21 protein-coding genes are annotated in these 25668 nt (G+C 61.8%); 10 read left to right on the top strand and 11 right to left on the bottom strand.

Annotated elements, in window-relative coordinates; genetic code table 11:
- Positions 1-175: 175 nt before the first annotated feature.
- The 3 genes from AR689_RS05815 to AR689_RS05805 all read right to left on the bottom strand — a co-directional run bounded on the left by AR689_RS05815 (position 176) and on the right by AR689_RS05805 (position 3856).
- Positions 176-1435, bottom strand: coding sequence for a DUF4192 domain-containing protein (locus AR689_RS05815; RefSeq protein WP_062067984.1), 1260 nt, complete (start codon positions 1433-1435; stop codon positions 176-178).
- A gap of 91 nt (positions 1436-1526) precedes the next feature.
- Complete coding sequence (locus AR689_RS05810; protein WP_062067982.1) at positions 1527-2882, bottom strand: MFS transporter; 1356 nt, start codon at positions 2880-2882, stop codon at positions 1527-1529.
- A gap of 35 nt (positions 2883-2917) precedes the next feature.
- The gene (locus AR689_RS05805; protein WP_062067980.1) at positions 2918-3856 is read right to left on the bottom strand and encodes a proteasome assembly chaperone family protein; all 939 of its coding nucleotides are present in this window, start codon (positions 3854-3856) and stop codon (positions 2918-2920) included.
- Between the two features lie 333 nt (positions 3857-4189).
- Between AR689_RS05805 and AR689_RS05800 the strand changes: the two genes are divergently transcribed.
- The 4 genes from AR689_RS05800 to AR689_RS05785 all read left to right on the top strand — a co-directional run bounded on the left by AR689_RS05800 (position 4190) and on the right by AR689_RS05785 (position 9761).
- On the top strand, positions 4190-5713 hold the full coding sequence (locus AR689_RS05800; protein WP_062067978.1) for a leucyl aminopeptidase: 1524 nt from the start codon (positions 4190-4192) through the stop codon (positions 5711-5713).
- Between the two features lie 295 nt (positions 5714-6008).
- Positions 6009-7391, top strand: a complete 1383-nt coding sequence (lpdA, locus tag AR689_RS05795) for a dihydrolipoyl dehydrogenase (RefSeq protein ID WP_026005508.1) — start codon at positions 6009-6011, stop codon at positions 7389-7391.
- Positions 7392-7502: 111 nt separating this feature from the next.
- Positions 7503-9257 (top strand): 2-oxoglutarate dehydrogenase, E2 component, dihydrolipoamide succinyltransferase, encoded by a 1755-nt coding sequence (gene sucB, locus AR689_RS05790; protein WP_062067976.1) that lies wholly within the window; start codon positions 7503-7505, stop codon positions 9255-9257.
- A gap of 150 nt (positions 9258-9407) precedes the next feature.
- A complete protein-coding gene (locus AR689_RS05785) occupies positions 9408-9761 on the top strand; it encodes a hypothetical protein (protein WP_024820506.1) in 354 nt (117 codons plus the stop codon).
- Positions 9762-9779: 18 nt separating this feature from the next.
- On the opposite strand, the gene AR689_RS05780 is transcribed toward AR689_RS05785, so the two are convergent.
- A complete protein-coding gene (locus AR689_RS05780) occupies positions 9780-10163 on the bottom strand; it encodes a VOC family protein (protein ID WP_062067974.1) in 384 nt (127 codons plus the stop codon).
- Positions 10164-10296: 133 nt separating this feature from the next.
- Between AR689_RS05780 and AR689_RS05775 the strand changes: the two genes are divergently transcribed.
- Positions 10297-10725: an OsmC family protein gene (locus AR689_RS05775; protein ID WP_062067972.1), complete on the top strand. Its 429-nt coding sequence runs from the start codon at positions 10297-10299 to the stop codon at positions 10723-10725.
- Between the two features lie 105 nt (positions 10726-10830).
- Here the strand turns inward: AR689_RS05775 and AR689_RS05770 are convergent, their stop codons facing one another.
- Positions 10831-14358, bottom strand: coding sequence for a S41 family peptidase (locus AR689_RS05770; protein WP_062067970.1), 3528 nt, complete (start codon positions 14356-14358; stop codon positions 10831-10833).
- Between the two features lie 86 nt (positions 14359-14444).
- Here AR689_RS05770 and AR689_RS05765 point away from each other — a divergent pair, with 86 nt between their 5' ends.
- Entirely contained in the window at positions 14445-15344 is a 900-nt protein-coding gene (locus tag AR689_RS05765) for a TIGR01777 family oxidoreductase (RefSeq protein WP_062067968.1), read from the top strand.
- 47 nt (positions 15345-15391) lie between these two features.
- Here AR689_RS05765 and AR689_RS05760 read toward each other — a convergent pair whose 3' ends face one another.
- Complete coding sequence (locus AR689_RS05760; protein WP_062067966.1) at positions 15392-17020, bottom strand: protein kinase domain-containing protein; 1629 nt, start codon at positions 17018-17020, stop codon at positions 15392-15394.
- 147 nt (positions 17021-17167) lie between these two features.
- On the opposite strand from AR689_RS05760, the gene lipB reads away from it, so the two are divergent.
- From lipB to AR689_RS05745, 3 genes are all read left to right on the top strand, one after another.
- Positions 17168-17836 carry a lipoyl(octanoyl) transferase LipB gene (gene lipB / locus AR689_RS05755; RefSeq protein ID WP_062067965.1) on the top strand — a complete coding sequence of 223 codons (669 nt, stop codon included), beginning with the start codon at positions 17168-17170 and terminating at the stop codon, positions 17834-17836.
- Entirely contained in the window at positions 17833-18852 is a 1020-nt protein-coding gene (lipA, locus tag AR689_RS05750; protein ID WP_062067964.1) for a lipoyl synthase, read from the top strand. Before lipB ends, lipA begins: the two co-directional genes overlap by 4 nt.
- Before the next feature lie 84 nt (positions 18853-18936).
- A complete protein-coding gene (locus AR689_RS05745; RefSeq protein WP_062067963.1) occupies positions 18937-19698 on the top strand; it encodes a DUF4191 domain-containing protein in 762 nt (253 codons plus the stop codon).
- Positions 19699-19806: 108 nt separating this feature from the next.
- Here AR689_RS05745 and AR689_RS05740 read toward each other — a convergent pair whose 3' ends face one another.
- Positions 19807-20244 carry an RDD family protein gene (locus AR689_RS05740; RefSeq protein ID WP_062067962.1) on the bottom strand — a complete coding sequence of 146 codons (438 nt, stop codon included), beginning with the start codon at positions 20242-20244 and terminating at the stop codon, positions 19807-19809.
- Positions 20245-20555: 311 nt separating this feature from the next.
- Here AR689_RS05740 and glnA point away from each other — a divergent pair, with 311 nt between their 5' ends.
- Positions 20556-21980 carry a type I glutamate--ammonia ligase gene (gene glnA, locus AR689_RS05735; RefSeq protein ID WP_024820496.1) on the top strand — a complete coding sequence of 475 codons (1425 nt, stop codon included), beginning with the start codon at positions 20556-20558 and terminating at the stop codon, positions 21978-21980.
- A 506-nt stretch (positions 21981-22486) separates the two neighbouring features.
- On the opposite strand, the gene AR689_RS05730 is transcribed toward glnA, so the two are convergent.
- The 4 genes from AR689_RS05730 to AR689_RS05710 form a co-directional block, all read right to left on the bottom strand.
- Entirely contained in the window at positions 22487-22984 is a 498-nt protein-coding gene (locus AR689_RS05730; protein ID WP_156424533.1) for a hypothetical protein, read from the bottom strand.
- A 91-nt stretch (positions 22985-23075) separates the two neighbouring features.
- On the bottom strand, positions 23076-23906 hold the full coding sequence (locus AR689_RS05725; RefSeq protein ID WP_286158871.1) for an alpha/beta hydrolase: 831 nt from the start codon (positions 23904-23906) through the stop codon (positions 23076-23078).
- Between the two features lie 480 nt (positions 23907-24386).
- Positions 24387-24737: a hypothetical protein gene (locus AR689_RS05715; protein WP_062067954.1), complete on the bottom strand. Its 351-nt coding sequence runs from the start codon at positions 24735-24737 to the stop codon at positions 24387-24389.
- Between the two features lie 318 nt (positions 24738-25055).
- Positions 25056-25640 carry a GNAT family N-acetyltransferase gene (locus AR689_RS05710; protein WP_062067952.1) on the bottom strand — a complete coding sequence of 195 codons (585 nt, stop codon included), beginning with the start codon at positions 25638-25640 and terminating at the stop codon, positions 25056-25058.
- Between the last annotated feature and the right edge of the window lie 28 nt (positions 25641-25668).

Below are 25668 nucleotides of genomic sequence, written 5' to 3'. Positions count from 1 at the left end.
CGATCAATTTCAAATGCGATCGCCGTCTGCAGAGTCTCTATAGAGAACTCCCGACGACACTGTATTGTTCCCGGCGAAGGGGCCAATTCAGGCATTCGAACGCGGACCCAACCGGGTCTCGGCATCCATTGTCTCACGGTTTTGCGAAACATACTCCTGATGAATGCCCAAACCCCTACGCGACCGTGTCCTTATATCCACGCCAGGCAGTGCTGGAACGTCGCGCCCACGCACAAATGGTCCCCTGGCCCAGGACACCCATGAGCAGTTCGGCGAGTCGATAGCCCGGCTGGGCGGCCTCCGCCCCGCTGAGGCACGCGTGGGCGATGGATCCGCGCCCCTTGCACCAGGCAATCCAGCCCTGCAGCGTCAGTGCCGCTGCAGGCACGACGCCGGATTCGCCATCGACACATAACCCGGCCAGGACCGTTTGCAGGGCATCCAAGGTTCTCCAGCAAGGCACATCCGGCTGCATCCCCAGCAGGACGTCACCGTACGTGAAGACGTCACCGTCGGCAGGTCGTTCAGGCAGTACCTTTGCGGCGGCGGGAACCGGCCCTGCTACTCCTAGTTCTTGGGGGTCGAACGGTGTGTCGCCGTCATCGTCGTCGTCAGCGAACAGGCCGATCGCTGATGCGCCGCGCTTCGCAGAGTCCACGCCGGCTGCCGCCATGACCACCACAGCGTCCCGCCAGGCAGGGACCCTGAGGGTTGTCCTCAAGAAGCCCATGATGTGAGCATCCAAGCCGGATTGCAAAGGGTGGCCCGCCTCCACCCGGCTCAGCACGTGGTGCCACACGGCAAGGATGGCGTCCAGGCAGCGCTCACTCCGCCATCGACCGAGAATTTGCTTGCCGTAGCGCGACTCTGCTGCCAAAACCAAAGGATCAAGGGCCCCCGGACTGGCAAGCCGTGGTTTTCCGAGCGCGCTCCTGGGTGACGGCCCTATGGAACTCCCCCTGTACACCAGCTCTGCGCTGAGCCTGCTGTTCTTGATGCGTTCAACAGGCAACCCCGGGACCGGGCAACAGTGAAGATCTGTGCAGTAAGCGCTACGCCAGTACTCGGAGCCAACCAACCATGAGTCACGAACCGATAAGTCAACCTCATCGAGACTCAGCTGCAGTGCATGGAGCAGCGGAATTGCCTGCCGCACCACGGTGCCGTCCTCCCACCCGGCGTCCGTGTAGACCGCGAGCACCACCCCGTTGGCGTCCTCATCAGCAACCAGGAAGCTCCGGATCTGGTCTGCGAAACCTGCACGGGCCTCACGTGACGCAAGATGTGGCAGGTCCACGCGCAGCGTGGCTCCAAGGGTTTTCCCTTGCATGGTGATTGCTACGAGACTGTCCTCGGGCCAGTAACCCAACATGTGGGGAATGTAAGCAAGAATGTCTTCGGGCTGGTGGATGCTGAGCGTTCTGTTGGAAGTCATGGTTCCACCCTGCGCAACTCCATCCGGAGGAGACAGTGACCATCATGCCTATGTGGAAAAGCTGCAGCGGAAAAGCCTCAAGGGCTGGTGTCTACTGCTCGTCCTGAGACGCGGGGCGTGTGGCACGTCGTCGCTCGATCCGTTCCCGGCGCTGCCTGGCCAAGGCGGCCAGAAGCGGCTGCACATGAATCCCTTGGGCTGCCATTTGGCGGCGAACCTTCCGCCGCGCCACCAGGATGAGCACCGTACCAAGGGCCAGCAAGACGAACTGCACACTCAGGGCAATACGGAACGGTGCGAGACCGTAGAGATCTCCGCCGGAGAAACCGCTGGCGTACAGGAGGTCCAGCACCAGTCCGATGAGATAGATGGCAATGAGGGCAGCGATGAAACCGCCGACGTTGACAATACCGGTGGCTGTGCCGATCCGGTGCGAGGGATTGAAGGTTCGGGCAAAGTCGAATCCGATCATGGATCCAGGCCCGCCCACAGCCAGCACCACCACCAAAATAACCAGGAGCCACAATGGGGCGCGCTCGGGAAGTATGAGCACAGCAGCCCAAGCCATGGTTGTCGCCAAGGCAATCAGCAGAACCATGGCGGACCGCCGCATGGGATGTTTGGAAACGAACCGTCCGAACCCTGGCCCGGCAATGATCGCGGTGGCCACAAACAGCGCCATGAGGCCGGAGACGGTTCCGGCATCAAGTCCTTGGGCAGACAACAGGAAGGGATAGCCCCAGGTCATCGCGAAAAGGTTGCCACTGAATTGAACGGTGAAGTGGCTCCAGAGTCCCAGCCGGGTCCCGGGTTGTTTCCATGCGCGGGACAGGGAAACGCCGGTGGCACGGAGCCCCTGGCCGGTTTCCCGGGGTGGGTGCCCGGGTGGGGCATCGCGAAGGACTGCCAGTACCAGCACCACTGCCAGCACGGACATAGCTGCCAGGGTCAGGAAAGCGGGCGCCCAACCGGCCGTGTGGAGAAGCAGCGCGAACGGAACAACACTGAAGAGCTGACCAAGCTGGCCGCTCATGCCGGTCAGCTGGGTGACCAGCGGAACCTTGGCAGGAGCGAACCACAAAGGAACCAATCGGATCACCGAAATAAAGGTCATCGCATCCCCTGCACCCACCAGGACCCGGCCCAGGACGCCGCCGGGAACACTGTCCGCAAAGGCCAACTGCAACTGTCCCAATCCCATGAGCACGGCGCCGCCGGCAATCATGGCCCGCGAACCAAACCTGTCCACCAGGACGCCCACGGGGATCTGCAACCCTGCGTACACCAGAAGTTGAAGCACCGTGAAAAAAGAGATGGCAGAGGCACTGGCATGGAATCTGTCCGTGGCCTCCAAGCCTGCAACGCCAAAAGAGGTCCTCTGCGCCACTGCCACCAGGTAGGCGAAGACGCCGATCGTCCAGATGAGCCAGGCGCGGGGAGCATTCACCCCCCAATTATGCCTGTCGGCTACACAAAGCTGATTTATTGAGGCGAGTCTTTACGTGCCAGATAAGCCTCAACCGCGGCTCCAATGTCTTCCGCATTGGGCAGTTCGTCGTTCTCATCAGCCAGCAGCGAGCGGCGGACGACGCCTTCGGATTTCTCGTCGTAGCGCGTCTCCAGATTTGTCACCACGGCCTGTACTTCCTCAGAGGCCTCGATCTGCTCGGCAATCTGTCGGCCCACTTCACGGCCTGCTTCCCGGAGCCTGTCCGTGGGCAGCATGAGTGACGTTGCCGCCCCCAGGTATTCCAAACCGGCTACGGCCGCTGGCGGATACTCGGCTTCGGAGAGGTAATGCGGGACGTGGATTACGTACCCGGCCACATTGCGTTCCGCTTCCGTGAGCCGCAGTTCAAGAATGTGTCCGATGGCGGCGGGAACATCAACGGTGGGCTTCCAACTCGAAATCCCCGCGATGAGCTCGGGCATGTTGCCATGAACCGTGACCCCAACAGGACGCGTGTGCGGGACGGGCATGGGGATGGAATGAATCCAGGTCACCAGGTTGACGTCCAGTTCCTCCACGATTCCAACCACGGCCCTCGAGAACCGCTCCCATTGCAGATCGGGCTCGAAGCCGGCAAGGAGCAGAAACGGTTGGCCGAGGCCGTCATTGAGCTTGTACAGGCCCAGCTTTGGCGCTTGGTAGTCCTGCAGGTGGTCCTCCACGAAGCTGATGTGGGGCCGCCTGGAGCGGTAGTCAATGAGTTGGTCGGCATCGAACATGGCCACCACCTCAGCGTCCAATTCGTCCAACAGCTCCGCGTTGATCTGCCGGACTACGTGACCGGCATCAGCAAAGCCCGTGAATCCCATGACCATGTTCAGTCCACGCAACTCAGGGCTGTGGAAGGTCTCGATGTTACGGGCGTACAGCGATTCAGGGTCCAGGAGGGAGCCGGATATCCGTTCAAACACGGCGTGTTCCTTTCGCAATGACAAATTTCGGGAAGGTCCCGGGTGCCGGCAACCTGGCATCAAAAGGCGCCAACGCCTGGCTGCGGGACTCTACTCATCGATACAACGCTGCACGCCCAACGGGCATTCCTGACCCGGATGTGCGGCAGCTCTCATTTAATTGCTGTTCGCAGCACTCTAGAGACTACGATCGAAAAAGGGCCGGCGCGCTTTGCGACGCTGGATCTGAAGACCAAGGCCGCCGTCGCAAGAGGACGTCGGGCGCGTACCGGGGCAGGCCGCCAAACATGCGGCCCCGCCATGCAATGTAGAGAGAAGTGAGGACACATCCTCGTGGTCAAGACTACTGACATCATCCTGGGAATCATCGCCAAGGACCTGAAAAAGTCCCCCAGCGACGCACTCGTGATTGGCGTTGCCCAAGGCGCGGACGGGCCGCTACTGCTGTCCAACCCGCTGAGCGCGAAGACCGCAGAGTCCCTTGCGGGGTCACTGAAGCTCTTGGGGATCACCGGCGCTGCCGACCAGGTGCACCGGCTTCCCGGCTTGCCGGAGACAGGCTCAGGGATTCTTGTTCTGGCCGGAGTAGGAAAGCTTTCCGATGACGGAAGCCTTGGCGAGGAAGCCCTGCGGCGCGCCGCGGGATCCGCCGTACGCCAGTTGGCTGGCACCGCTTCAGTCACCTTGGCGTTCCCGACGGCGACCCTGGCGGATGTCACCGCTGTCGCCGAAGGAGCCGCGTTGGGCGCGTACGCCTACACGGAGCACCGTTCCAGCAAGGAAGGTCTGAAGGCGCCCGTGGCCAAGGCCTTGATCTTCTCGGATATCGACGCCAAGTCTGCCCAGCCCGCGCTGGATCGGGCCATTGTGCTCGCCCGTGCCGTCAACGCAACGCGCACTCTGGTCAACGAGCCCCCGAGCCACCTGTACCCGGAGTCCTTCGCAGAATCCGCAAAGGAGCTGGCCAAGGGACTTCCGGTCAAGATCACCGTCTGGGATGAAAAGCGTCTTGAAAAGGAAGGCTTCGGGGGTATTCTCGGCGTCGGCAAGGGCTCCACGCGCCAGCCGCGCCTCGTTAAGGTCGAATACGCCCCCGCAAAGGCTACAAAGAAGATTGCCCTGGTCGGCAAAGGCATCACGTTCGACACCGGCGGTATTTCCATTAAGCCGGCCCTCGGCATGGGCGACATGAAGAGCGACATGGCCGGTGCCGCCGTCGTCCTTAACACTGTCCTGGCCATCGCCTCGCTTGGCCTGCCCATCAAGGCGACTGCATGGCTCTGCATTGCGGAAAATATGCCATCAGGTGCCGCCGCCCGGCCTGCGGACGTCTTCACCATCTACGGCGGTAAAACCGTTGAGGTTTTGAACACGGACGCTGAAGGCCGACTGGTGATGGCAGACGGCATCGTCGCTGCCAGCATGGAGAAGCCGGACGCCATCATTGATGTCGCAACACTGACAGGTGCCCAGCTCATCGCCCTGGGTCTGCGCACGGCCGGGGTCATGGGATCCGATTCCGTTACTGCAGCGCTGAAGTCTGCGGCTGACAGGGCAGGTGAACTGGTCTGGCCGATGCCGCTGCCGGAAGAACTCCGTCCGAGCCTGGATTCGCAGGTGGCTGACCTTGCAAACATCGGTGAGCGCAACGGTGGCATGATGACCGCAGCGGTCTTCCTCCGCGAGTTCGTGGGCAAGAACGACGCCGGCCAGCAGATCCCTTGGGCCCACGTGGACATCGCCGGACCGTCGTTCAATAACGGCGCCCCGTATGGTTACACACCCAAGCAAGGTACCGGATGCACCGTCCGCACCCTGCTTGCCTATGCCGAGGATCTCCTGGCAGTCTCCGCCTAACACACCACCCTGCCCTTCCGGGGTTGCGCAGGCCCCTGCCGGATCCCGGCGACGGCCTGAACAGCCCCGGAATTATGCGGGGTGTAGCGCTGTGTCACAAGTGAACGTGAGTCTCGACACAAGCGCTCCCCAAAACGCCCGCAGAGGGTGGAGCATGGGTAGGTGGTTCGCTAAGGTGAACTCGATAGTCACAAATGCAAGAGAACTTAGGTGCTGGCATAATCACGGCAGAACAAGTTCCAAAGACCAGATGACACGCAGTCCCGTGTCATCATTCACGCGAGGGAGCGTTTTAGTGGCCGATCAGGCAACTGCGCAAGAATTCGACATCCTGGTACTCGGTGGCGGCAGCGGCGGCTACGCCACTGCCCTGCGGGCCGTTCAGCTTGGGTTCACCGTTGGCCTTGTGGAAAAGGCAAAGCTCGGCGGAACCTGCCTGCACAACGGTTGCATTCCCACCAAGGCACTCCTGCACTCGGCTGAACTGGCCGACCATGCACGCGATTCCGCCAAGTACGGCGTGAACGTCACGCTCGACAGCATCGACATGTCGGCCGTGAATGCGTACAAGGACGGCATCATTGCCGGTAAGTTCAAGGGCCTCCAGGGTCTTATCAAGTCCAAGGGCATCACCGTCATCGAGGGTGAAGGCAAGCTCCAGGGCAACAACACCGTCGTCGTGAACGGCACCTCCTACACAGGCAAGAACATCGTCCTGGCCACCGGCTCGTACTCCCGTTCGCTGCCCGGCCTTGAAATCGGCGGCAAGGTCATCACCTCTGACCAGGCCCTCACCATGGACTACATCCCCAAGAGCGCCATTGTCCTGGGCGGCGGTGTCATCGGTGTCGAATTCGCTTCCGTCTGGAAGTCCTTCGGCGTGGACGTCACCATCATCGAAGGCCTCCCCTCCTTGGTCCCCAACGAGGACGCCTCGATCGTCAAGAACCTTGAGCGTGCTTTCAAGAAGCGCGGCATCAAGTTCACCACCGGCATCTTCTTCCAGGGTGTTGAGCAGAACGACGACGGCGTCAAGGTCACCTTGGTGGACGGCCAGACGTTCGAAGCCGACCTCCTTCTGGTTGCCGTTGGCCGTGGTCCCGTGACCGCCAACCTCGGCTACGAAGAAGCCGGCATCACCATCGACCGCGGCTTCGTCATCACCAACGAACGCCTCCACACCGGAGTCGGCAACATCTACGCCGTTGGCGACATCGTCCCCGGCGTTCAGCTCGCGCACCGTGGCTACCAGCAGGGCATCTTCGTCGCCGAGGAAATCGCCGGCCTGAACCCGGCAATCGTTGAGGACATCAACATCCCCAAGGTCACCTACTGCGAGCCTGAAATCGCCACAGTCGGTTACACCGAAAAGGCCGCCAAGGAGAAGTTCGGCGACGACCAGGTGCAGACCCAGGAGTACAACCTGGCCGGTAACGGCAAGAGCTCAATCCTCGGCACCGGTGGCATCGTCAAGCTTGTCCGCCAGAAGGATGGCCCCGTAGTGGGCATCCACATGATCGGCTCCCGCATGGGCGAGCAGATCGGCGAAGCCCAACTGATCGTGAACTGGGAAGCCTACCCGGAGGACGTGGCCCAGCTGGTCCACGCCCACCCCACCCAGAACGAAAGCCTGGGCGAAGCCCACCTTGCCCTCGCGGGCAAAGCTCTCCACGGCTAAGTCTTACCAAGACCCACGGGTCAGGTGCATGCGGCGATATATGCCGCATGCACCTGACCCGGACCAGCAGAATTCATCCGCACAAAGATCAATAAGGAGAACGGGGACGACATGTCTGAATCCGTTAACTTGCCCGCCCTCGGTGAGAGTGTCACCGAAGGAACCGTCACCCGCTGGCTCAAGCAGGTTGGTGACCGGGTGGAGATCGACGAGCCGTTGCTCGAGGTTTCAACCGACAAAGTAGACACCGAAATCCCTTCTCCGATCTCTGGCGTCATCGAAGAAATCCTCGTCGCTGAAGACGAGACGGCTGAAGTTGGCGCCCCCTTGGTCCGCATCGGTGACGGCTCCGGCTCCGCCGCTCCGGCTGCCGAAGCCGCACCGGCTGAGGAAGCATCCGCCGCTCCCGCCGAGCAGGCTGCCCCCGCAGAAGCTCCTGCTGCGCCCGCAGCTGAAGAAGCGCCTGCCCCTGAGGCCCCCGCTGCTTCCGGTGGCGAAGGCCATGAAGTAACCCTCCCTGCACTGGGCGAAAGCGTCACCGAAGGTACTGTCACCCGCTGGCTCAAGGCCGTAGGCGACACCGTTGAGGTTGACGAGCCGCTTCTGGAGGTTTCCACCGACAAGGTTGACACCGAGATTCCGTCCCCGGTAGCGGGCACACTGCAGGAAATCCGTGTCAGCGAGGACGAGACCGCTGAGGTTGGCTCCGTCCTGGCCGTCATCGGTTCCGGTGCAGCTGCCCCGGCAGCCGCTCCTGCAGCCGAGGCACCCGCTCCTGCAGCCGAGGCACCCGCTGCTGCTCCGGCCCCCGCCGCCGCTCCGGCCCCCGAAGCCGCTCCGGCACCTGCTGCTGCTCCGGCCCCCGCCGCCGCTCCGGCCCCCGCAGCCGCTCCGGCTCCCGCAGCTGCTCCGGCGGCTGAAGGTTCTTCGGAATCCGGTTATGTCACTCCCCTGGTTCGCAAGCTTGCCAACCAGCACGGCGTAGACATCGCTTCGGTTTCCGGCACCGGCGTCGGTGGCCGCATCCGCAAGCAGGATGTTTTGGCTGCCGCTGAAGCCAAGCAGGCAACCGCTGCCCCTGCTGCTGCTCCGGCCGCAGCAGCTCCGGCCGCCAAGGCCGCTGCCCCCGTGGTGGCGTCCTCCCTGCGAGGCACCACCGAAAAGGCCCCCCGCATCCGTCAGGTTATCGCCCGCCGCATGCGCGAGTCCCTTGAGGTCTCCACTCAGCTGACCCAGGTGCACGAGGTCGACATGACCAAGATCGCCAAGCTCCGCCTCAAGGCCAAGAACTCGTTCCAGGCCCAGAATGGCGTCAAGCTGACGTTCCTGCCGTTCATCGCCAAGGCTGTGGCCGAGGCCCTGAAGCAGCACCCCAAGCTGAACGCTGCCTACGATGAGTCGAAGCAGGAAATCACGTACCACAACGCCGAGCACCTGGCGATCGCGGTCGACACTGACAAGGGCCTTTTGGTTCCCGTCATTTCCGACGCCGGCAACCTGAACCTCGCCGGCCTGGCCAGCAAGATCGCCGATGTCGCAGGCCGTACCCGCGACGGCAAGATCGGCCCGGACGAGCTTTCCGGTGGCACCTTCAGCATCACCAACATCGGTTCTGTTGGCGCCCTGTTTGACACCCCGATCATCAACCAGCCTCAGGTGGGCATCCTCGGAACCGGCGCGATCGTCAAGCGCGCAGTGGTGGTTGCCGACGAGAATGGCGACGACTCGATTGCCATCCGTTCCATGATGTACCTGTCGCTGACGTACGATCACCGCCTGGTTGACGGTGCGGACGCCGGACGCTTCCTGCAGACCCTCAAGGCCCGCCTTGAAGAAGGTGCTTTCGAAGCAGACCTCGGTCTCTAGGATTCAGGCGCCCCACAGCACGGCTTGCTGAACCAGAAGGGCAGGTTACCGGATACCGGTAACCTGCCCTTCTGCTGTGATAGACGCCTGCCTGAGGGCATCCGCGTGGCTTTGCTACGGGACGTAGAACCAACTGGATAAGCTGGGTCCATGAGTATTCTCTTCAACATTCTGGTGTTCTTGCACATCGTCGGCGCAGCCATGATTGTGGGCTACTGGATCGCCACCCTCAAGACGCCAACTGTCCACCCCCGCCAGCGCGACGGTGCCTTCCTCCAGCTCCTCACAGGCATCGCGATGATGGGCTTGTTCCCGTTGCTGCCGGACGCCGATCCCAACTACTTCAAGCTGGGTGTTAAGTTCGCCATTGGGGTGGCCGTCGCTGTCCTCGCCGTCATCGGCTCACGGAAGGTGAAGAACGGCGAGCCTGTTTCCACCGGCCTGGCCCACGGCGTAGGTGGGCTGGCCCTGGTCAACATCGCCATCGCCACCCTCTGGAACTAGTCCGGTCCTGCAGGGCGCTTAGTCCTGGGCGATACAGAACTCGTTACCCTCGGGATCCTGCATCACATCCCAGCGAAAATCGCCGATGTTGTGCTCCTCAACAAAAGTAGCCCCCAACGTCTCAGCTTTGCGCCGCAGCGCTGAGGGGTCGGCGTCGTGAAGGTCCAGATGCAGGCGGCGTCGCCCCTCAGTGGGTGCTGCGACTTGTTGGAACGCCAGTTGCGGCAGACCAGGTTCAGCTGGCCGTAGCCAGATGAAGCCTTCGTGTTCCGCTGACACGGGCATGTCCAGCAGCTCCGACCAGAATGATGCCAGGCGGGCGGCATCCACGGCGTTGACCATGATGGTGGCGATTCTGGGGCCGCTGTTGTACCCGGGCTGTGCGGGTTCTTCGATATCCATGGCGCCAGTTTAGGGGTCACAATCCACCGTCAGCGGAATGGCCGTGCGGTACGGCAGGCAAATCCATAGGATTGATCCCGGTGGCACCTGCCGAAGGCTGGTTGCCGACTCACAACGATCCCAAGGAGTGGACATGGCAGCAACACGCACCGCACACACGGTTTGGAACGGCAACCTGATCGAGGGCGCCGGCAACACAACGCTGGACAGCTCAGGACTGGGCACGTTCGATGTCACTTGGAAGGCACGCACCGAGCAGTCCGGCGGCAAGACCAGCCCCGAAGAACTGATCGCCGCTGCCCACTCCGCCTGCTTCTCCATGGCGTTCAGCCATGCCCTGGCAGGCGAAGGATTCACCGCGGAGGAAGTCAACACCAAAGCTGACGTCACCTTCGTTCCCGGTACGGGCATCACCGGCAGCCACTTGACCATGACCGCCAAGGTTCCGGGCCTGTCCGAGGAAGATTTCCGCCGGATCTCCGAAGACGCCAAGACCGGTTGCCCGGTTTCCGGCGCTCTGGCGAGCATCGAGATCACCTTGGATGCCACCCTCTCGGCCTAGTACCAGCAACACACAGGGTTGAACATCACCGCCCTGGACCCATGAAAAGAGCCCCGACACTCCCTCAAGGAAGTGTCGGGGCTCTTTGTCATTCCTCTGTATCGATTAGCCCTTCTGGGGACGCGACGGAAGCGGTGCCGGGCGGAGCTTTCGGTAGCCCTCACGCACTGGTGGACGGTCGGTGGGCAGCTCCTGGATCATTTCCTTGAGCGCACCAATTCCGTACTCCAACTGAGGATCAGTCCCGGCCGCGTACGCATGCGGCGGGAACAGAACTTCAATATCCGGTTCCACACCACGGTTTTCGACGTCCCAACCGACCCCGCCACTAAACCACGTGGCGTATCGAGGCTGGGTCACACCGGTGCCGTCGGCCAGTGAGAAGCGATTATCAATACCGACGACGCCGCCCCAGGTCCGCGTACCAATGACGGGGCCGATGCCCCTCAGCTTGGACACCTGGGTGATGATGTCGCCATCGGATCCGGCAAATTCATCGGCAAGGATAATCACCGGTCCGCGTGGTGCGTGGTGCGGGTAGGTCCGCGGCTTTTCACCGCGCGGCATGCTCCACCCCGTAACCTTGCGGCCGATCAGTTCGGCAACCAACTGAGAGGTGTGGCCACCGCGGTTGCGCCGCACATCCACAATCAGGCCGTCCAAGGCCGTCTCAGTATCGAGATCCCGGTGGAGCTGCGCCCAGCCGTTGGCCATCATGTCCGGGATATGCAGATAGCCGAATGCGCCGTCCGACGCTTCGCGGACAGTACGTCGGTTGGCCCGGACCCAATCCTGGTATCGCAGCCGTTCCTCGTCACGCACGGGAACCACCGCAACCCGTCGTTGGGCACCAGCAGCTCCACCGTGGCCGTCACCGTTCAAGAGGGTCAACTCAACGGTCCTGCCCGCCGAACCCACCAGCTGCATTGCCGGGGTCAAGACCGCCGAAAGCCCGACGCCGTCGATCGCCAAAAGGACGTCGCCCACCTTGGCGTCAGCCCCGGGACGCGTCAACGGTGAAGTGGCCAGGGGGTCGGAAGACTCTCCTGCGAGGATCCGCGTAATCTCCCACCCCTTGGCGCCGAGCTGGAACTCCGCTCCAAGCCTTCCCTGGCCGTTTCGTCCGGGCTCGGTAACAGCCATCGGCTTGACATAGGCGTGCGACGTTCCCAGCTCGCCATGGATTTCCCACAGCAGGTCAACCAGGTCATCGTGGGAACCGAGCCTGTCCACGATGGGACGGTAGCGTTTGTGCACGGAGTCCCAATCCTGGCCAGCCATGTCGGCCGTCCAGAAGAAGTCCCTCTGCAGCCTCCATGCCTCATCGAAAGCCTGTCCCCAAGCAGCCACGGGGTCCATGGTCACCCGCACCCTGTTGAGCTCCACCTTCACAAGTTCTGCGGAATCCTCGTCCACCTTGTTCTCTGAAGGGACGGACGTCACCTGCTTATCGAGCACATAAACAATGCGGCTGCGGTCGGCGGACAGCCGGTAGCTGTCCACTGCTTTGACGAGTGTGACCTGTTTGCGCTTGGCGAGGTCGTAACGGACCAGGGACGGCGCCGTCTTCTTGTCCTGGAGGGTTCCTCGACCATCACCCATCACACCGGAGAGTTCGGTGTCGAGCCACAGCAAAGCGCCGTCACCCACACTCAGCTCCGAGTAATTCCCCTGGGGAACCGGCACAGCAATCACCCTGTGGGCGAGCCCGTCCGGGTCCACGCGCACAGCGGGCGCTTCGCCGTCGTCGGCCTTGACCGCGTCTGATGTGGCCGCGGCGTCCTCCAGCGTGTCGATGGAAGGTCCAAACGGTGACGGTGTATCCGCAGCCAAAGCCACCATGTACGGCTTGATGGGGCTCGGGAAGGAGAGGTCGAAGGAGTGACCGTCATACACGGGGTCGAAGCTCCTGTTGGACAGGAAGGCCAGGAACTTTCCGTCCGGCGTAAACTTCGGAGACTCGTCACAGAACCGTCCGTCAGTAACATCGATAATCCCCGCGTCCGGTTCTGCCGGGCGGGAGATCCTGAGTTTGCTCCGCGAACCGAACGACGTCACCGGCTCGGACCATACAAGCCACTGTGAGTCGCTGGACCACGCGAGTTGCTCAATGCTGCCCTCGCCAATGCTGACAACGCGCGCCAACGTTCCTGCAGTGGTGTCGGCTACAAAGACGTCGCCGAAGGACGTGCCAACGGCAATCCACCGGCCATCCGGGCTGGCTTCCAACGCACTCGTCCGGTTAGGGGCCGGGAATTCATAACGGAGATCCGCGGAGTCTTCCGGTGCCACGGTACCCGCGGGCGCAACGGCGCCACCCACAGTGTCCGCGGATGGTTCGGCGTCGCCCGTCTCCCCCGAGCCGGCCTGACCTTGTACTCCAGCTGCCTGCGCGGCTTTGTTGACTGCTTGCGCGGGAGCTGCTGCTTGTCCCAGCACGTTGGATGCGGAAACGGGCTTCGGCAGAGAAGCTGATTCCTCTGCAGCGGGAGCGGGTTGTTCAGCCTTAAGGGTGGGAACCTCCACCACAGCCGCAAGTCGGGCGGCGATGCGCTTGATGTACAGCGCTTCCACTCCCCCATGGTCCGCGATGTAGGCTATCCGGCCATCAGTGAGGGGCCGGGGCAGCCGTGCGCGGACGCCCGGTGTCGCCTCGACCACCCGCGAAGGTCCATCTTTGTGGCGGAGCCAATGGATAGTGCCATGCGATTCCACGGCGCTGGCCGTTCCGCTCACGTTCGGAAAGACGTCCCCCAAGTGGGCCGAGGTCTTGAGCGGCGCGGGTCGGCGGCCCGGTGATGCCGATCCAAGAGTGACGTCCAGCTTGACCGGCTCGGCCTCGGCATCCAACGACGACAACATCCAGAGCTCGCCCGCCGATTCAAAGACCACCCTGGTGCCATCAGTGCTGGCGTGCCGAACATAGAAGTCCTCGTGATCCGTGTGGCGGCGCAGTCCGGAACCATCCGGGAGCACCGAATAGAGGTTCCCGTAACCCTCGTGATCAGAGAGGAAGGCGATCCGTCCTTGGATCCACAGGGGATCGGTCAGGTTTCCGTCGATCTCCTTCACTAACCGCTCGAACTCGCCGTTGCCGTCAGCATCGATCCAAAGCTTCCCGGCTGTGCCGCCACGGTAGCGCTTCCACCAAGCGGGCTCACGGGAGAGCACGCTTGCCAGGACAACGGGCTTCTCGTCGCCAACTTCGGGCCCGAAGGCGACCGCCTCCACCGGGCCGAAGGGAAGTTCGACGGCGGCGCCGCCGTCCAACGGGAGGCTGTAAGCGTGCGTGTGGCGGCTTTCGGCTTGCTGGAAGGCGCTGGTTACCACCACATTCCCTGCGGGTGTGAAGCCTTTGACCTTGGTGGTGCTGTGCCCGAAGTAGCTCAGCTGCCTGTACCCGCCGCCGTCGACGTTTGCCGTGACCACCTCCGGCGACGTGCCCACAACAGTGGTCCAGACCAGCTTCTTTCCGTCCGGAGTGAACCGCGGGTTCCTGGCCGGAAGTTGCTGGGAGGAAACCCGCCAGGCGCGGCCGCCTGAAAGGGGTGCGATCCAGACGTCGTCTTCGGCCACGAAGGTGACCAGATCGCCGTGCACATGCGGGAAACGGAGGTAGCTGGAGGAGGTCATTGTTCGATCATAGTCAAGAGGCACCCCTCAGTTGCGGCATCGGCCGGTCGTTTCCACCACAAGCGTTCGCCATGGTGAGATGGGTCATGAGAATCGTGATGTCCGGAGCTTCGGGAATGATCGGGACGGCCCTGTCCGAGCAGTTGACTGCGGAAGGCAATGAGGTTGTCCGGCTGGTGAGACGCCCAGCTACGTCGGCCCTCGAATGGACGTGGGACCCTGCCAGGGGTGAGCTTGATGAAGCTGTCCTGGAGGGTGCCGATGCTGTGGTCAACCTATCCGGCGCCGGCATCGGAGACCGTCCTTGGACAAAACGCCGGATACAAGTCCTCACAGAATCCCGGCTACAGCCCACGCAGACCCTGACCGCTGCCATGCGACGACTCAGCAAACCGCCAGCCACCTTCATCAGCCAATCCGCCTCAGGCTATTACGGAGCCTCACGCGACGGTGTCCTGCGGGAAGATTCAGGCCAGGGCGACGGCGTACTCGGGCAGCTGTCCGGTGAATGGGAGCGAATGGCCAGGACGGCGCCATCCGGGGTGAGGGTGGTCACTCCCCGGACCGGTGTGGTGCTTAGTACCTCCGGTGGCGCCCTCGGACCTCTGCTTCCCTTACTGAAAATCGGGCTGGGCGGACCCTTTGGCAACGGGCGCCAGTACTGGCCATGGATCACGTTGACCGACGAAGCCCGTGCACTTGCCTACCTCATCACAGCAAACCTTGAGGGGCCCGTGAATGTTTGCGCCCCGGAGAGCGCAGACGTCAACACCATCGTTGCCGAACTCGCCAAGGCCTTCCACCGGCCGGCTTTCCTCCGCGTGCCCCGGCCAGCGCTGAAACTGGTTCTAGGCGGGCTGGCGGACGAACTCGTCATGGCCAACCAGCGAATGGAGCCCGCACGATTGCAGGAAGGCGGCTTCCACTGGTTGCATCCCACTCTCTCGGACGCCATGGAATGGCTGGCCCCGGAAAAGGGCCGCTGACAAGACCTTGGCCCGGGCCGGTTGAGGCCTGTCCTGGTGCTTTGTTATCACTGTGCGGGAACAGCGGCCAGGACTCCTGAAATCCGCCAGCGCCCATCAGAACGAAAAACATCCAGCCGCAACTGTTGTGGCGCCCCGGCCACTTCGGTCCTGACAACCTCCCCCGAGGCCCGGCGTTCCTCATATCCGGACGTAGTGGCAGTCACCGCCACCACCACATGTCCTGCCTGTGGAGGTCCGTCCAAGGTCACCGCAGTCAACGTTGTATGGAAACCGTTGAACGCTGTTCCAGCGCCCCGCAGATAGTCTGCCAACTGTCGATCGCTCGCCTCGGCCTGTGAACCTGGCGCGTTGACGGCCTCCAAAAGGTCCAGGCGCCGCTCTGCCAAGGCGATGTCGCGCACAGCAGACAACGCCGGAACGGCAATCAAGGGATCTTCGGAGTGCAGTCCTTCAGTGAGCGCCTGCGGAAGAAGATGGGCGCCACGAAGATCGGCTGCCTCACCGGAATCGGCAGCGCCGTTCTCCGTCGCCCCTTGCTGCAGTATGGCCGTCGTCGTTTCGTTCTGCTGCCAGGAAATCCACGACACGACACCAATCACCGCCGCAATCGCCACCACCACAACCCGCCTGCGTCCCACCCCGCGGCCGGGACGGCCTTGTTGGCGACGCGGACGCTGTGAAGCGGGGAGCCGCGCTCTGCGCATGGACGGCCGCAGTCTCCACCATGTCTTCAACAACCGGGTTGGACAGCGGGGTGCACGCCCCAATGTCTCGCGCCGCGTCAGCAAGTCCGGGATAACCGACTCGTGCACGACGCCGGATAAGTCGAGGGACTCGGGGGCAGCACTTCTGAAGATCGCCGTGCCGAGTTCCCTGGCCGAGGGACGGCTCCGAGAATCCATGGTCAAGGCAGACTCCAGGGCCGCGGCCAATGCCTTGGGTACCTCCGGCACCAGAAGTGACAGGGGTGGGCGATCCTGTTCCGGGCCCGGCGTTGTCCCTGTCAGGCAGTACCAACCCAGCGCCCCGAGCGAATAGACGTCGCGTTGGGGCTGGATGTTGTGCCGGGAAAGGTTGCCGTCCCCGGAGGCCCGCCCCGGGGGTTCCATGAATCCAGGCGTTCCGACCCGAAAGCCGTGAGGTGTGCCGCCCACCGTGGCGGCAACGCCGAGATCTGCCAACAGAGGCATCCCATCCGCCGTCAACAGGACGTTTCCAGGTGACACATCGCCATGTTCCGAGCCGCTGTCATGCAGGTAGTCCAGTGCCTGGGCAATGGGAGTCAGGATGGTCACGGCTTCGCCGATCCTGAGCCTCCCCCTCGCGGAGACAAGGTTGGCCAGCGAACCTCCCGCTGCGTAGTCCATGACGATCCCAAGGGTTCCCCCGTCCGTGCCGCCCACCTGGAGGACTTCGTGGACACGTATAAGGTGCTTGTGCCTCAGCCCGGAGAGAAGCATCATCTCCCGGACTGTCTCCGCGCGGATCCGATCCGATTCCGTTGACCCGCCAGCTCCGACACCTTTCCTGGCGCACTTGACCGCGAAATGTGCACCGTCCCTCATCCTCGTGGCAAGCCAAACAGTCGAACTACTGCCGTGGCCCAGCGGGCGGGATATCGAATAGCCCGGAACGTGGGGAGCCACAGCCTCGGGGAGGTCCAGAGTTTCCATAGATAAGGTGTACCCGAATGCAGAAGATTGCGCAGAAGTTATCCACAGGCCCTCCCCCACCTGTGCCCGTACTGACCACCCGGGATGCGACTGAGAGGTTCACCACAAAACCAGGGCCAGACTCCTGCTGGGTCTAAGCTTGAACCCATGACTCTTGAGTTTTCACAACTGGGTCTTGCCCCGGACTTCGTTGATTACATGCAGGGCTGGGACCTGCAACGCGAAATCCACAACAAAGTTGTTGCGGGCGAGAAGAACAGCACCGTCTTGATCCTTGAGCACGCCGCCGTCTACACGGCCGGCAAACTCACGGAGGACCACGAACGCCCCTTTGACGGCACTCCCGTCGTTCCCGTGGACCGCGGCGGCAAACTGACCTGGCACGGCCCAGGCCAGCTCATTGCGTATCCAATCCTCAAACTTAAGAACCGCGCCGGCATCCGCGATTACGTGGAACGTCTTGAGGCCATCATGATTGCCGTGATGGACGACTACGGCATCAAGGCCGTCACGGTGAAGGGCCGGGCGGGAGTCTGGATCCTGGCCGACGACAAAGGACCTGACCGTAAGATTGCCGCGATCGGCATTCGCGTCCTGGACGGCGTCACCATGCACGGCGTGGCCATCAACTGCAGTAATGACCTCGCACCCTATGCGCAGATCATCGCTTGTGGCATCACCGACGCCAGCGTCACCACCATGTCGCTGGAAACCGGCCGGACCATCAACCCTGCCGATATCGTTGACCGCTTCGTTGAAGAATTCAGCAAGCACGAAGAAGCACTCGTTTCCACACCCGAAGGAGCACTCCAGTGACCTTGGCACCTGAAGGCCGTAAGTTGCTGCGCGTTGAGCAGCGTAACTCGGCGGTCCCGGTTGAACGTAAGCCTGAGTGGATCAAGGCCAAGGTCCAGATGGGTCCTGAGTTTGTTCAGCTCAAGAATCTGGTGAAGAAGGAAGGCCTGCACACGGTGTGTGAGGAGGCCGGCTGCCCGAACATTTTTGAGTGCTGGGAAGACAAGGAAGCGACGTTCCTGATCGGCGGGTCCGAGTGCACCCGGCGCTGTGATTTCTGCCAGATCGATACCGGCAAACCGTCCCCGGTGGACATGTTCGAACCCACCAAGGTGGCCCGCAGTGTCCAGGCGATGCAGTTGCGCTACGCCACGGTGACCGGGGTGGCCCGGGATGACCTGGCCGATGAGGGCGTGTGGTTGTACGCCGAAACGGTCCGGAAGATCCACGAACTGAACCCCGGTACCGGGGTGGAGTTGCTGATCCCTGATTTCTCCGGCAAGCCCGAGCACATCGCGGCGATCTGCGATTCCAAGCCCGAGGTGTTCGCGCACAACGTGGAGACCGTGCCGAGGATTTTCAAGCGGATCCGTCCGGCGTTCCGCTACGAGCGCTCCCTCGATGTGATTACCCAGGGCCGGGATTTGGGCATGGTGACCAAGTCCAACCTGATCCTGGGCATGGGCGAGACCCGCGAGGAAATCTCCGAAGCCCTCCGCGACCTGCACCAGGCCGGGTGCGATCTGATCACCATCACCCAGTACCTGCGCCCGTCCGAGCGGCACTTGCCGGTGGACCGCTGGGTCAAACCCCAGGAATTCGTGGACCTCCAGGAAGAAGCCCAGGAGATCGGGTTCCTCGGCGTCATGTCCGGCCCCTTGGTGCGGTCCTCGTACCGTGCCGGGCGTTTGTGGGCCACCGCGATGCGCAAGAAGGGCCGCGACATCCCCGCCGAACTCGCCCACATCGCCGACGGCATCCAGGACTCCGGCACCACCCGCCAGGAAGCCTCCACCATCCTCGCCGCCCACAGCTAAACACCACACAGCAGTACCTGGGGACCGGATGCCTGCGTCATGGCGTCCGGTCCTTCGGCGTCCATCACGTAGAATTAAGGCACTATGGCGAACTCCTCTGATTCCAGCAATTCGACCCCCTCGGCCGACGCACCCAAGCGTGGGCTGTTCAAGCGCAAGCCCAAGGAAGCCAAGGCCAAGAAGCCGAGCCAGCTGAAGCAGATCGCTGAAGTCTTCAAAATGACCCGGCGTAATGATCCGCAGGTTGTGTGGGTCATGCTGCTGGCATTCCTTGCCGTGGTTGCTGTGGCCCTGCTCGTAGGCTTCCTGCTGGAGAACTGGGTTACCGGCCTCATCATTGGCATCCCACTGGGTCTGCTCGCGGCTGTCTTCATTCTTTCCCGCCGGGCTGAGAAGGCTGCCTTCGCTCAAATTGAGAACCAGCCCGGTGCTTCCGGCGCAGCCTTGGGTACTCTTCGCCGCGGTTGGGTCACCCAGGATCAGCCAGTTGCCGTCAACCCCCGCACTCAAGACGCCGTGTTCATGGCCATTGGCCGTCCGGGCGTCGTCCTTGTCAGCGAAGGGCCCACGCACCGCGTCAAGCCTCTGGTGGATGCCGAGCGCAAACGCCTCGCGCGCATCCTGCCCAACGTGACCATCCATGTTCTGGAATCCGGTCGCGGTGAAGGCCAGGTGCCACTGAACAAGTTGGCCAAGACCATGGGCAAACTGAAGAACGAACTGACCAAGGTGGAAGTGAACGCCGTGTCAAAGCGCATTAACTCCCTGGGAAACCGTCTGCCGATCCCCAAGGGCATTGATCCTTACAAGGCCCGCCCGGACCGCAAGGCCGCTCGGGGACGCTGATTCACGAAGCTGCTCGACAAAACTGAAACCGCCCCTGTCTCTCAGTGAGACAGGGGCGGTTTCTGGTTGGGGTTGCTCTATCGCAGAGCCAGCTAACCTGGCGTTCGGCTACATCCTGATGAGGATGGTGTTCATCGCTTTGTCATGCAAACCGCGCTGGTCGGGGTCGAACACCACCGCAGGAATGACCAGGCAGAGTAGGACGGTCCGCACCACAGCGGCCAATGGTCCTGCGGGGCCACCACCCAGACGAACCACATGGATGCCGGCGATCCTGTGTCCGATGCTGTATCCCAGCGTTCCGATCAGGAGGATTTGCTCTGCAGCAAAAATGGCCAAGGTAGCCCACGAATTACCGCCGAAGGCGAAATTGCTGATCACCAAGGCGATGGTCCAGTCCACCACGATGCCAAGGATGCGGCGCCCGGCCCGCGCCATGGAGCCGGGACCGGACTCGGGCAAGCCCAGCCGTTCACCGGGATATTTGGAGATTCCGGAAGTATCCGGGCCGCTCAACCAGGAGCCAATGTCTTTTCGATCCACCACACTCCAAGCCTAACGGCTGGCATGCCTGCTGACCGACCCGCGGGAAGACTGATCGGCGCGCAACGCCCCGGGTGTTCGCCCACCGGACCCGGATGGACCGGACACCGGACAGCCGACTACCGTTTACACAACAGATGATTCTGTAACCTGCCGGAAACAATACTGACACCCCCGGGAAATCCCATCTCCCTATGGTGGTATGAGTTGCCAGCCACCACGGCACGGGGATCTTTTTGTGTCTCCGGACCCTTGGTATGGGCTGCACCACGCGGCCTTCCGGGCCTGTTACTTGATATGCATAAGGAGCATAGATGTTCAAGACTGCGGACGAAGTCCTCAAGTTCATCAAAGACGAAGACGTCAAATTCGTCGATATCCGCTTCACCGACCTCCCTGGTGTCCAGCAGCACTTCAACGTGCCGGCCAAGAGCGTCGACCTCGATTTCTTCGTCCACGGCCAGCTCTTCGACGGATCTTCCATCCGCGGCTTCCAGGGCATCGCCGAGTCCGACATGCAGCTCATCCCGGATGTGACCTCGGCCTTCATCGACACCTTCCGCATCGAGAAGACTCTCGCGCTGAACTTCTCCATCGTGAACCCCCGTACGGGCGACCCGTACCACCGCGACCCCCGCGGCGTGGCAGAGAAGGCTGAAGCGTACCTGGCATCCACAGGCATCGCCGACACCGCCTTCTTCGCTCCCGAAGCCGAGTTCTTCGTCTTCGACAACATCCAGTACGAGTCCTCCCCGCAGGGCAGCTTCTACAAGATTGACTCTGAAGAAGCACACTGGAACACAGGCCGCAAGGAAGAGGGTGGAAACCTCGGTTACAAGACCCCCGTCAAGGGCGGTTACTTCCCGGTCTCCCCCACCGACAAGCAGGCTGACCTTCGCGATGCCATGTGCATCGAACTGGACAAGGCCGGCCTTGAGGTTGAGCGCTCCCACCACGAAGTTGGATCCGCCGGCCAGGCTGAGATCAACTACAAGTTCACCACGCTGACCGCGGCTGCTGATGACCTGCAGAAGTTCAAGTACATCATCAAGAACACGGCAGATGCTTGGGGCAAGTCCGTCACGTTCATGCCGAAGCCTGTGTTCGGTGACAACGGCTCGGGCATGCACTGCCACCAGTCGCTGTGGAGCAACGGCGACCCGCTGTTCTATGACGAGAAGGGCTACGCTGGCCTTTCCGACATGGCCCGCTGGTACATCGGCGGCTTGCTGAAGCACTCCTCCGCAGTTCTTGCTTTCACCAACCCGACGGTTAACTCCTACCGCCGACTGGTCAAGGGCTTCGAAGCCCCCGTGAACATGGTCTACTCGCAGGGCAACCGCTCCGCCGGTATCCGTATCCCGATCACGGGCACCAATCCGAAGGCCAAGCGCATCGAGTTCCGCGCTCCGGACCCCTCGTCCAACCCGTACCTGGCGTTCGCTGCCCAGCTGATGGCCGGCATCGATGGCATCCGCAACCGCATTGAACCCCCGGCTCCCATTGACAAGGACCTCTACGAGCTCCCGGCCGAGGAAGCCAAGGACATCCCCAAGGCTCCGGGCTCCCTGGAAGAAGCACTCGAGGCCCTGCGCGAGGATAACGAGTTCCTCCAGGCCGGCGGCGTCTTCACCCAGGACCTGATCGATACTTGGATTGACTACAAGTACGAGAACGAGATCCGCCCGCTGTCACTGCGCCCGAACCCCTACGAGTTCGAGCTCTACTACGGCGTCTAGCTAGATCACGCGGCAGAAGCGGTCATAGTCCGCAGGCAGTCCGCAAGAATCTGAATACAGAAAAAGCCGGCCCCAGGTTTCACCACCTTGGGGTCGGCTTTTCCATGCCCAATTCCACACCCGCTCAGGGCTCGCCGGGAACCTCAGACCAAAACCAGGAGCAGTAGTCCTCGGATACGGGCATAGACCAATGGATGTGGACGTTCAAACGCACTGTCGAGCATGTACTCAATGCCGAAATGAACCGTGTGGGCCGAAGCCTCCTTTGACCAAGATGCTGACGAAACGCCAACGTCACCATCGCGGATGAATTGTCACATGCGCCCACGGCGCAGCCTTGGCGCAACTTCCATGTGGTGTATGCGCCGGGAGACAAAGATTGCGCTTTGTGTCGGTGGGCAGCATGGCCTACGTATTTTCCAGTCCTCCGCTACCTGCTCAATCGTCAGGAAACGCGGACTTGGCAAATCGTCTTCAGGCATAAGGAGAATGCCACCAACAGGGAGTTATTGCGGCGGATCTTTTCGAACGACAACGCCTTCATCCCCGGGGAGTACTTTGCCCTGATCCCGCTCGGCTTGATCTTCAACGTTGAGCTCCCAAGCGTCTCCCGGCGAGCAGGGAGCAGTGGCACCAACGCTGTACGACTTGTCAGATGCATCAGTATCGAACTCAGCCCGAAGGACAGGACCACCCTCTGCGAAAACGGTCGGATGTGTTGTCGGGTTCACGGTGCGTACGGTCATCCCTAGGGATTTCCAATACTCGGCTACCCGTTTGGCGTCCTCGATATGGTCGATTCCTTGGGGTGCCCAGTGGTCGTAACCATAGCTGGCGCCCTTCTCGCCCTTTCCGAGGGAGCACTCCTGTGCTCCGGCGACGCCGTTGCGGGGCCACCAACCGGTGACGTCGAGCTGCTTGGTGGCGTTGATGACGAGTTCGACCACGCGATCCCGCCCTTCCCTGGCACTGATTGTCTTGTCAGGCGTCGCATCGTCAGACATTGTCGTGCTTGGCCCCTTCTCAGCGCATGCGGTTATTGTCATTCCCATCATGAGCACGGCCGTCGCGGCCGTGAGAATTCGTATATGCGTCTTAACCGCTGGCATTCGACATTCCTTCCAATAGGGCCTCTTGCAGATCAGTCGGCCCTAACGGGACATACGGGGTGATCTTCTCGGCTTCTCCCCTGATTGCCCAGGCTACGTTTTTTAGAGACTCTGTTCGCTCGTCAAAATATCCCGCCTGCTCGCCACCATCAGACATAAGACCGTTGTGGTCGGTCACGGCCCGCCCGGCGTCGCCGGTATCAGTGCCGAAGGCGTGGGAACCAAACTCAGGTTCAATCGGGTTCACGTGGTGGTCACGGCTGCCTTCCCGGCCAGTCCAGGCCCACTGGTCACCGCTTTCGGTTTCGCCAGGGATCTTGTCGCGCGCATGACCGGAGTATACGTGTCCTGCGTTGAGGTCAGCGGCAGTATGGACGTTATCGGGTAAACCTGCCGAGCCGAGCGTGACGAAGTTATCCACCTTGATACCCGGCTGCGTCAGTGCCACCGCGGCAGTGGTACTCCCGTACGAGTGAGCCACAATATTGAGTTGCGGCGCGCTCTCCCCGCGGACTGCAGACAGGCCACCGAGCGCCCCGGCGAGTTTCTGCCCACCCGCGACCGCTCGATTCACGTCAAGAACGCCGAGGTTGAGGTTGTTATCCAGTGCAGGGGCAGGCGGGGTCTCGTACCCAATCCAGGAAACCACAGCACTTCCCTGAGGAAGCAGGTTATGCAGTTTTTGGGCAACCTTCGTCCACCCCGTCATGTCACCGGTGGTGGTGTTCATGCCCGGAACCGCGTAGGTGACACTGCTCGCAGTAGTCCGCAGTACTTCTGAAACTTCGGCGCAAGTCAAGCCTTGTCTGTGGTTCACAACGGGGCCCCGGCGTGCCTATCCTCGGCATGGATCAACAGCTATACACAATCATGGAAGTATCCGGCCTCTTGAAGATCACTCGTTCGCACGCCTACAGGTTAAAGAAGACTCAAGAATGGCTGCACCACACGTTCGGGGACAGCCTAAGGTTCAGCGCAGAGGACATTGACGCTATTAAGGTCATGAACCGCAAAAAACCGCCCCCGGATGCGTCGCCACGGCGGGCGCCGCGCATCCCTAAGAGGCCATAAGGACCGCAGTCCGCAGAAAGTCCGCAAGAGGACCGATTAACCCCTAAATCAGCCCATCACCTACAACCCCAAAATTCCTGCAAACTCGCGGATTTGTGGCACCCACTGACAGGCCCAACCACGGTTGTTTAGTTCGAGCTCTACTACGGCGTCTAAGATCACCGCATAGCAAAGAGGCCAGCCTCCGTCCCAATAGACGGAGGCTGGCCTCTTTTGTTGGTGCGGGCTACTCAGACTTGCCTTGGTCGCGGTCCCTGAGGTTCTTGGTGATCTCGTCCAGCTTGTCCTTAACGAAACTCGCGGCATCAGAGATTCCCTTTTCCGCGCTACCCAGCGGGTCCAACTGAAGGTACACGTTGTGATCGATGGGAAGATCGTATTCGTCTTTCAGATGAGTACCCCCGGAGACGCCGGCCAGCGATAGGTACACAAGGGCTTCGGTCCTGGCGATACCAGCAATCGTTCCGAAGACCACGGTGAAATCGTTGGGCTGAAAGCTCACAGAATGGCCAACGTGACGCCGGTCCAGTTCTCCGGCAGGAATGGCCCTCTCAGTCGGATTTCCGTTGTATTCCATGTACTTCCCCTATGCGTTGAGATCAGATACATGAGAAGTCTATAAGGATACTTAGCTTTTGGTCATGCGATCCCGAACCGAAGGGTCCGGGGCAGGGTCAGTGCGCGGTAGTGGGCGTCTTTCCGAGTTCTTCCGGAGCTGCGCAGTCCGGGCAGAAGACGTGCTCGGTTTCTTCACCGCAGCACTGGCAGCGATGGAGCAGGGCTGCTGATTCAATCACGTAGGCTGTCATACCGACCATGCTGCCTGCAGGCCCTGCCTTGGGGCACGAGTAGTGTGTACTCGTTTTTCCGGCACTGTACCCGGCCGACTACTTGGTTACTGCGGGATCCTCGGCCGGAACAGCTTCACCATTGTTCTTTGTGGTCCCGCGGTTCCGCCCACATAGCGGCCATTGTCCGTGAATCCCGCCTTTGTATACGCGGCCAGGCCTGCGGGATTGCGCTCGTTGACGGAAAGCACGACGCCGGCCTGTCCGCCTCCCAGCCTGGACGTCAGCTTGCGCGCCTCCTCCGACGCGGCCCGCGCAGCCGAGGTGCCGAGTCCGCGGCCTTGGCTTTTAGAGTCGATGAGAAATCCCCGCAACAGCCACACAGACTCGTCATCGGGCCAGCCTGCCAGTGTGGCCGCCCCGGACTGGAGGGTCAGTACGCCAACCGCGACTCCCCCGGACTCAATGACATACGGGAAGCGGGATTCCTCTTCCAGAGAGATCAGCATCATGCGCAGCGGATCGCCCACAAAATCCCGCTGCCCTGCCTCCACGGCCAACTCCGCTACCGCGCCAAGGTGAATGGCCCGGGCGTCGTCGTCGAGCATTTTGAGGGGTATCAGCCAAACATCGCCATGGTCGAAGTGATCACTTTCGATTGGAAATTCTTCTTCCAAGTCATCTTCAAGCATTTCCAGAGTCTCTCCTCTTAGGATTGTC

This window comes from Arthrobacter sp. EpRS71 (genome assembly GCF_001512285.1).
Taxonomy (GTDB): Bacteria; Actinomycetota; Actinomycetes; order Actinomycetales; family Micrococcaceae; genus Arthrobacter.
Note: the sequence above shows the minus strand (reverse complement) of the source record. Positions and strands in the feature narration are given on the sequence as shown.

Excerpts from the sequence above, each read along its gene's own strand:
- AR689_RS05765 (WP_062067968.1), top strand. The coding sequence starts at position 14,445 with ATGAGAATCGTGATGTCCGGAGCTTCGGGAATGATCGGGACGGCCCTG.
- AR689_RS05760 (WP_062067966.1), bottom strand. The coding sequence starts at position 17,020 with ATGGAAACTCTGGACCTCCCCGAGGCTGTGGCTCCCCACGTTCCGGGC.
- AR689_RS05785 (WP_024820506.1), top strand. The coding sequence starts at position 9,408 with ATGAGTATTCTCTTCAACATTCTGGTGTTCTTGCACATCGTCGGCGCA.
- AR689_RS05780 (WP_062067974.1), bottom strand. The coding sequence starts at position 10,163 with ATGGATATCGAAGAACCCGCACAGCCCGGGTACAACAGCGGCCCCAGA.
- AR689_RS05730 (WP_156424533.1), bottom strand. The coding sequence starts at position 22,984 with ATGTCTGACGATGCGACGCCTGACAAGACAATCAGTGCCAGGGAAGGG.
- sucB (WP_062067976.1), top strand. The coding sequence starts at position 7,503 with ATGTCTGAATCCGTTAACTTGCCCGCCCTCGGTGAGAGTGTCACCGAA.
- AR689_RS05710 (WP_062067952.1), bottom strand. The coding sequence starts at position 25,640 with ATGCTTGAAGATGACTTGGAAGAAGAATTTCCAATCGAAAGTGATCAC.
- glnA (WP_024820496.1), top strand. The coding sequence starts at position 20,556 with ATGTTCAAGACTGCGGACGAAGTCCTCAAGTTCATCAAAGACGAAGAC.
- AR689_RS05815 (WP_062067984.1), bottom strand. The coding sequence starts at position 1,435 with ATGACTTCCAACAGAACGCTCAGCATCCACCAGCCCGAAGACATTCTT.
- AR689_RS05770 (WP_062067970.1), bottom strand. The coding sequence starts at position 14,358 with ATGACCTCCTCCAGCTACCTCCGTTTCCCGCATGTGCACGGCGATCTG.
- AR689_RS05775 (WP_062067972.1), top strand. The coding sequence starts at position 10,297 with ATGGCAGCAACACGCACCGCACACACGGTTTGGAACGGCAACCTGATC.
- AR689_RS05745 (WP_062067963.1), top strand. The coding sequence starts at position 18,937 with ATGGCGAACTCCTCTGATTCCAGCAATTCGACCCCCTCGGCCGACGCA.
- AR689_RS05715 (WP_062067954.1), bottom strand. The coding sequence starts at position 24,737 with ATGGAATACAACGGAAATCCGACTGAGAGGGCCATTCCTGCCGGAGAA.
- lipB (WP_062067965.1), top strand. The coding sequence starts at position 17,168 with ATGACTCTTGAGTTTTCACAACTGGGTCTTGCCCCGGACTTCGTTGAT.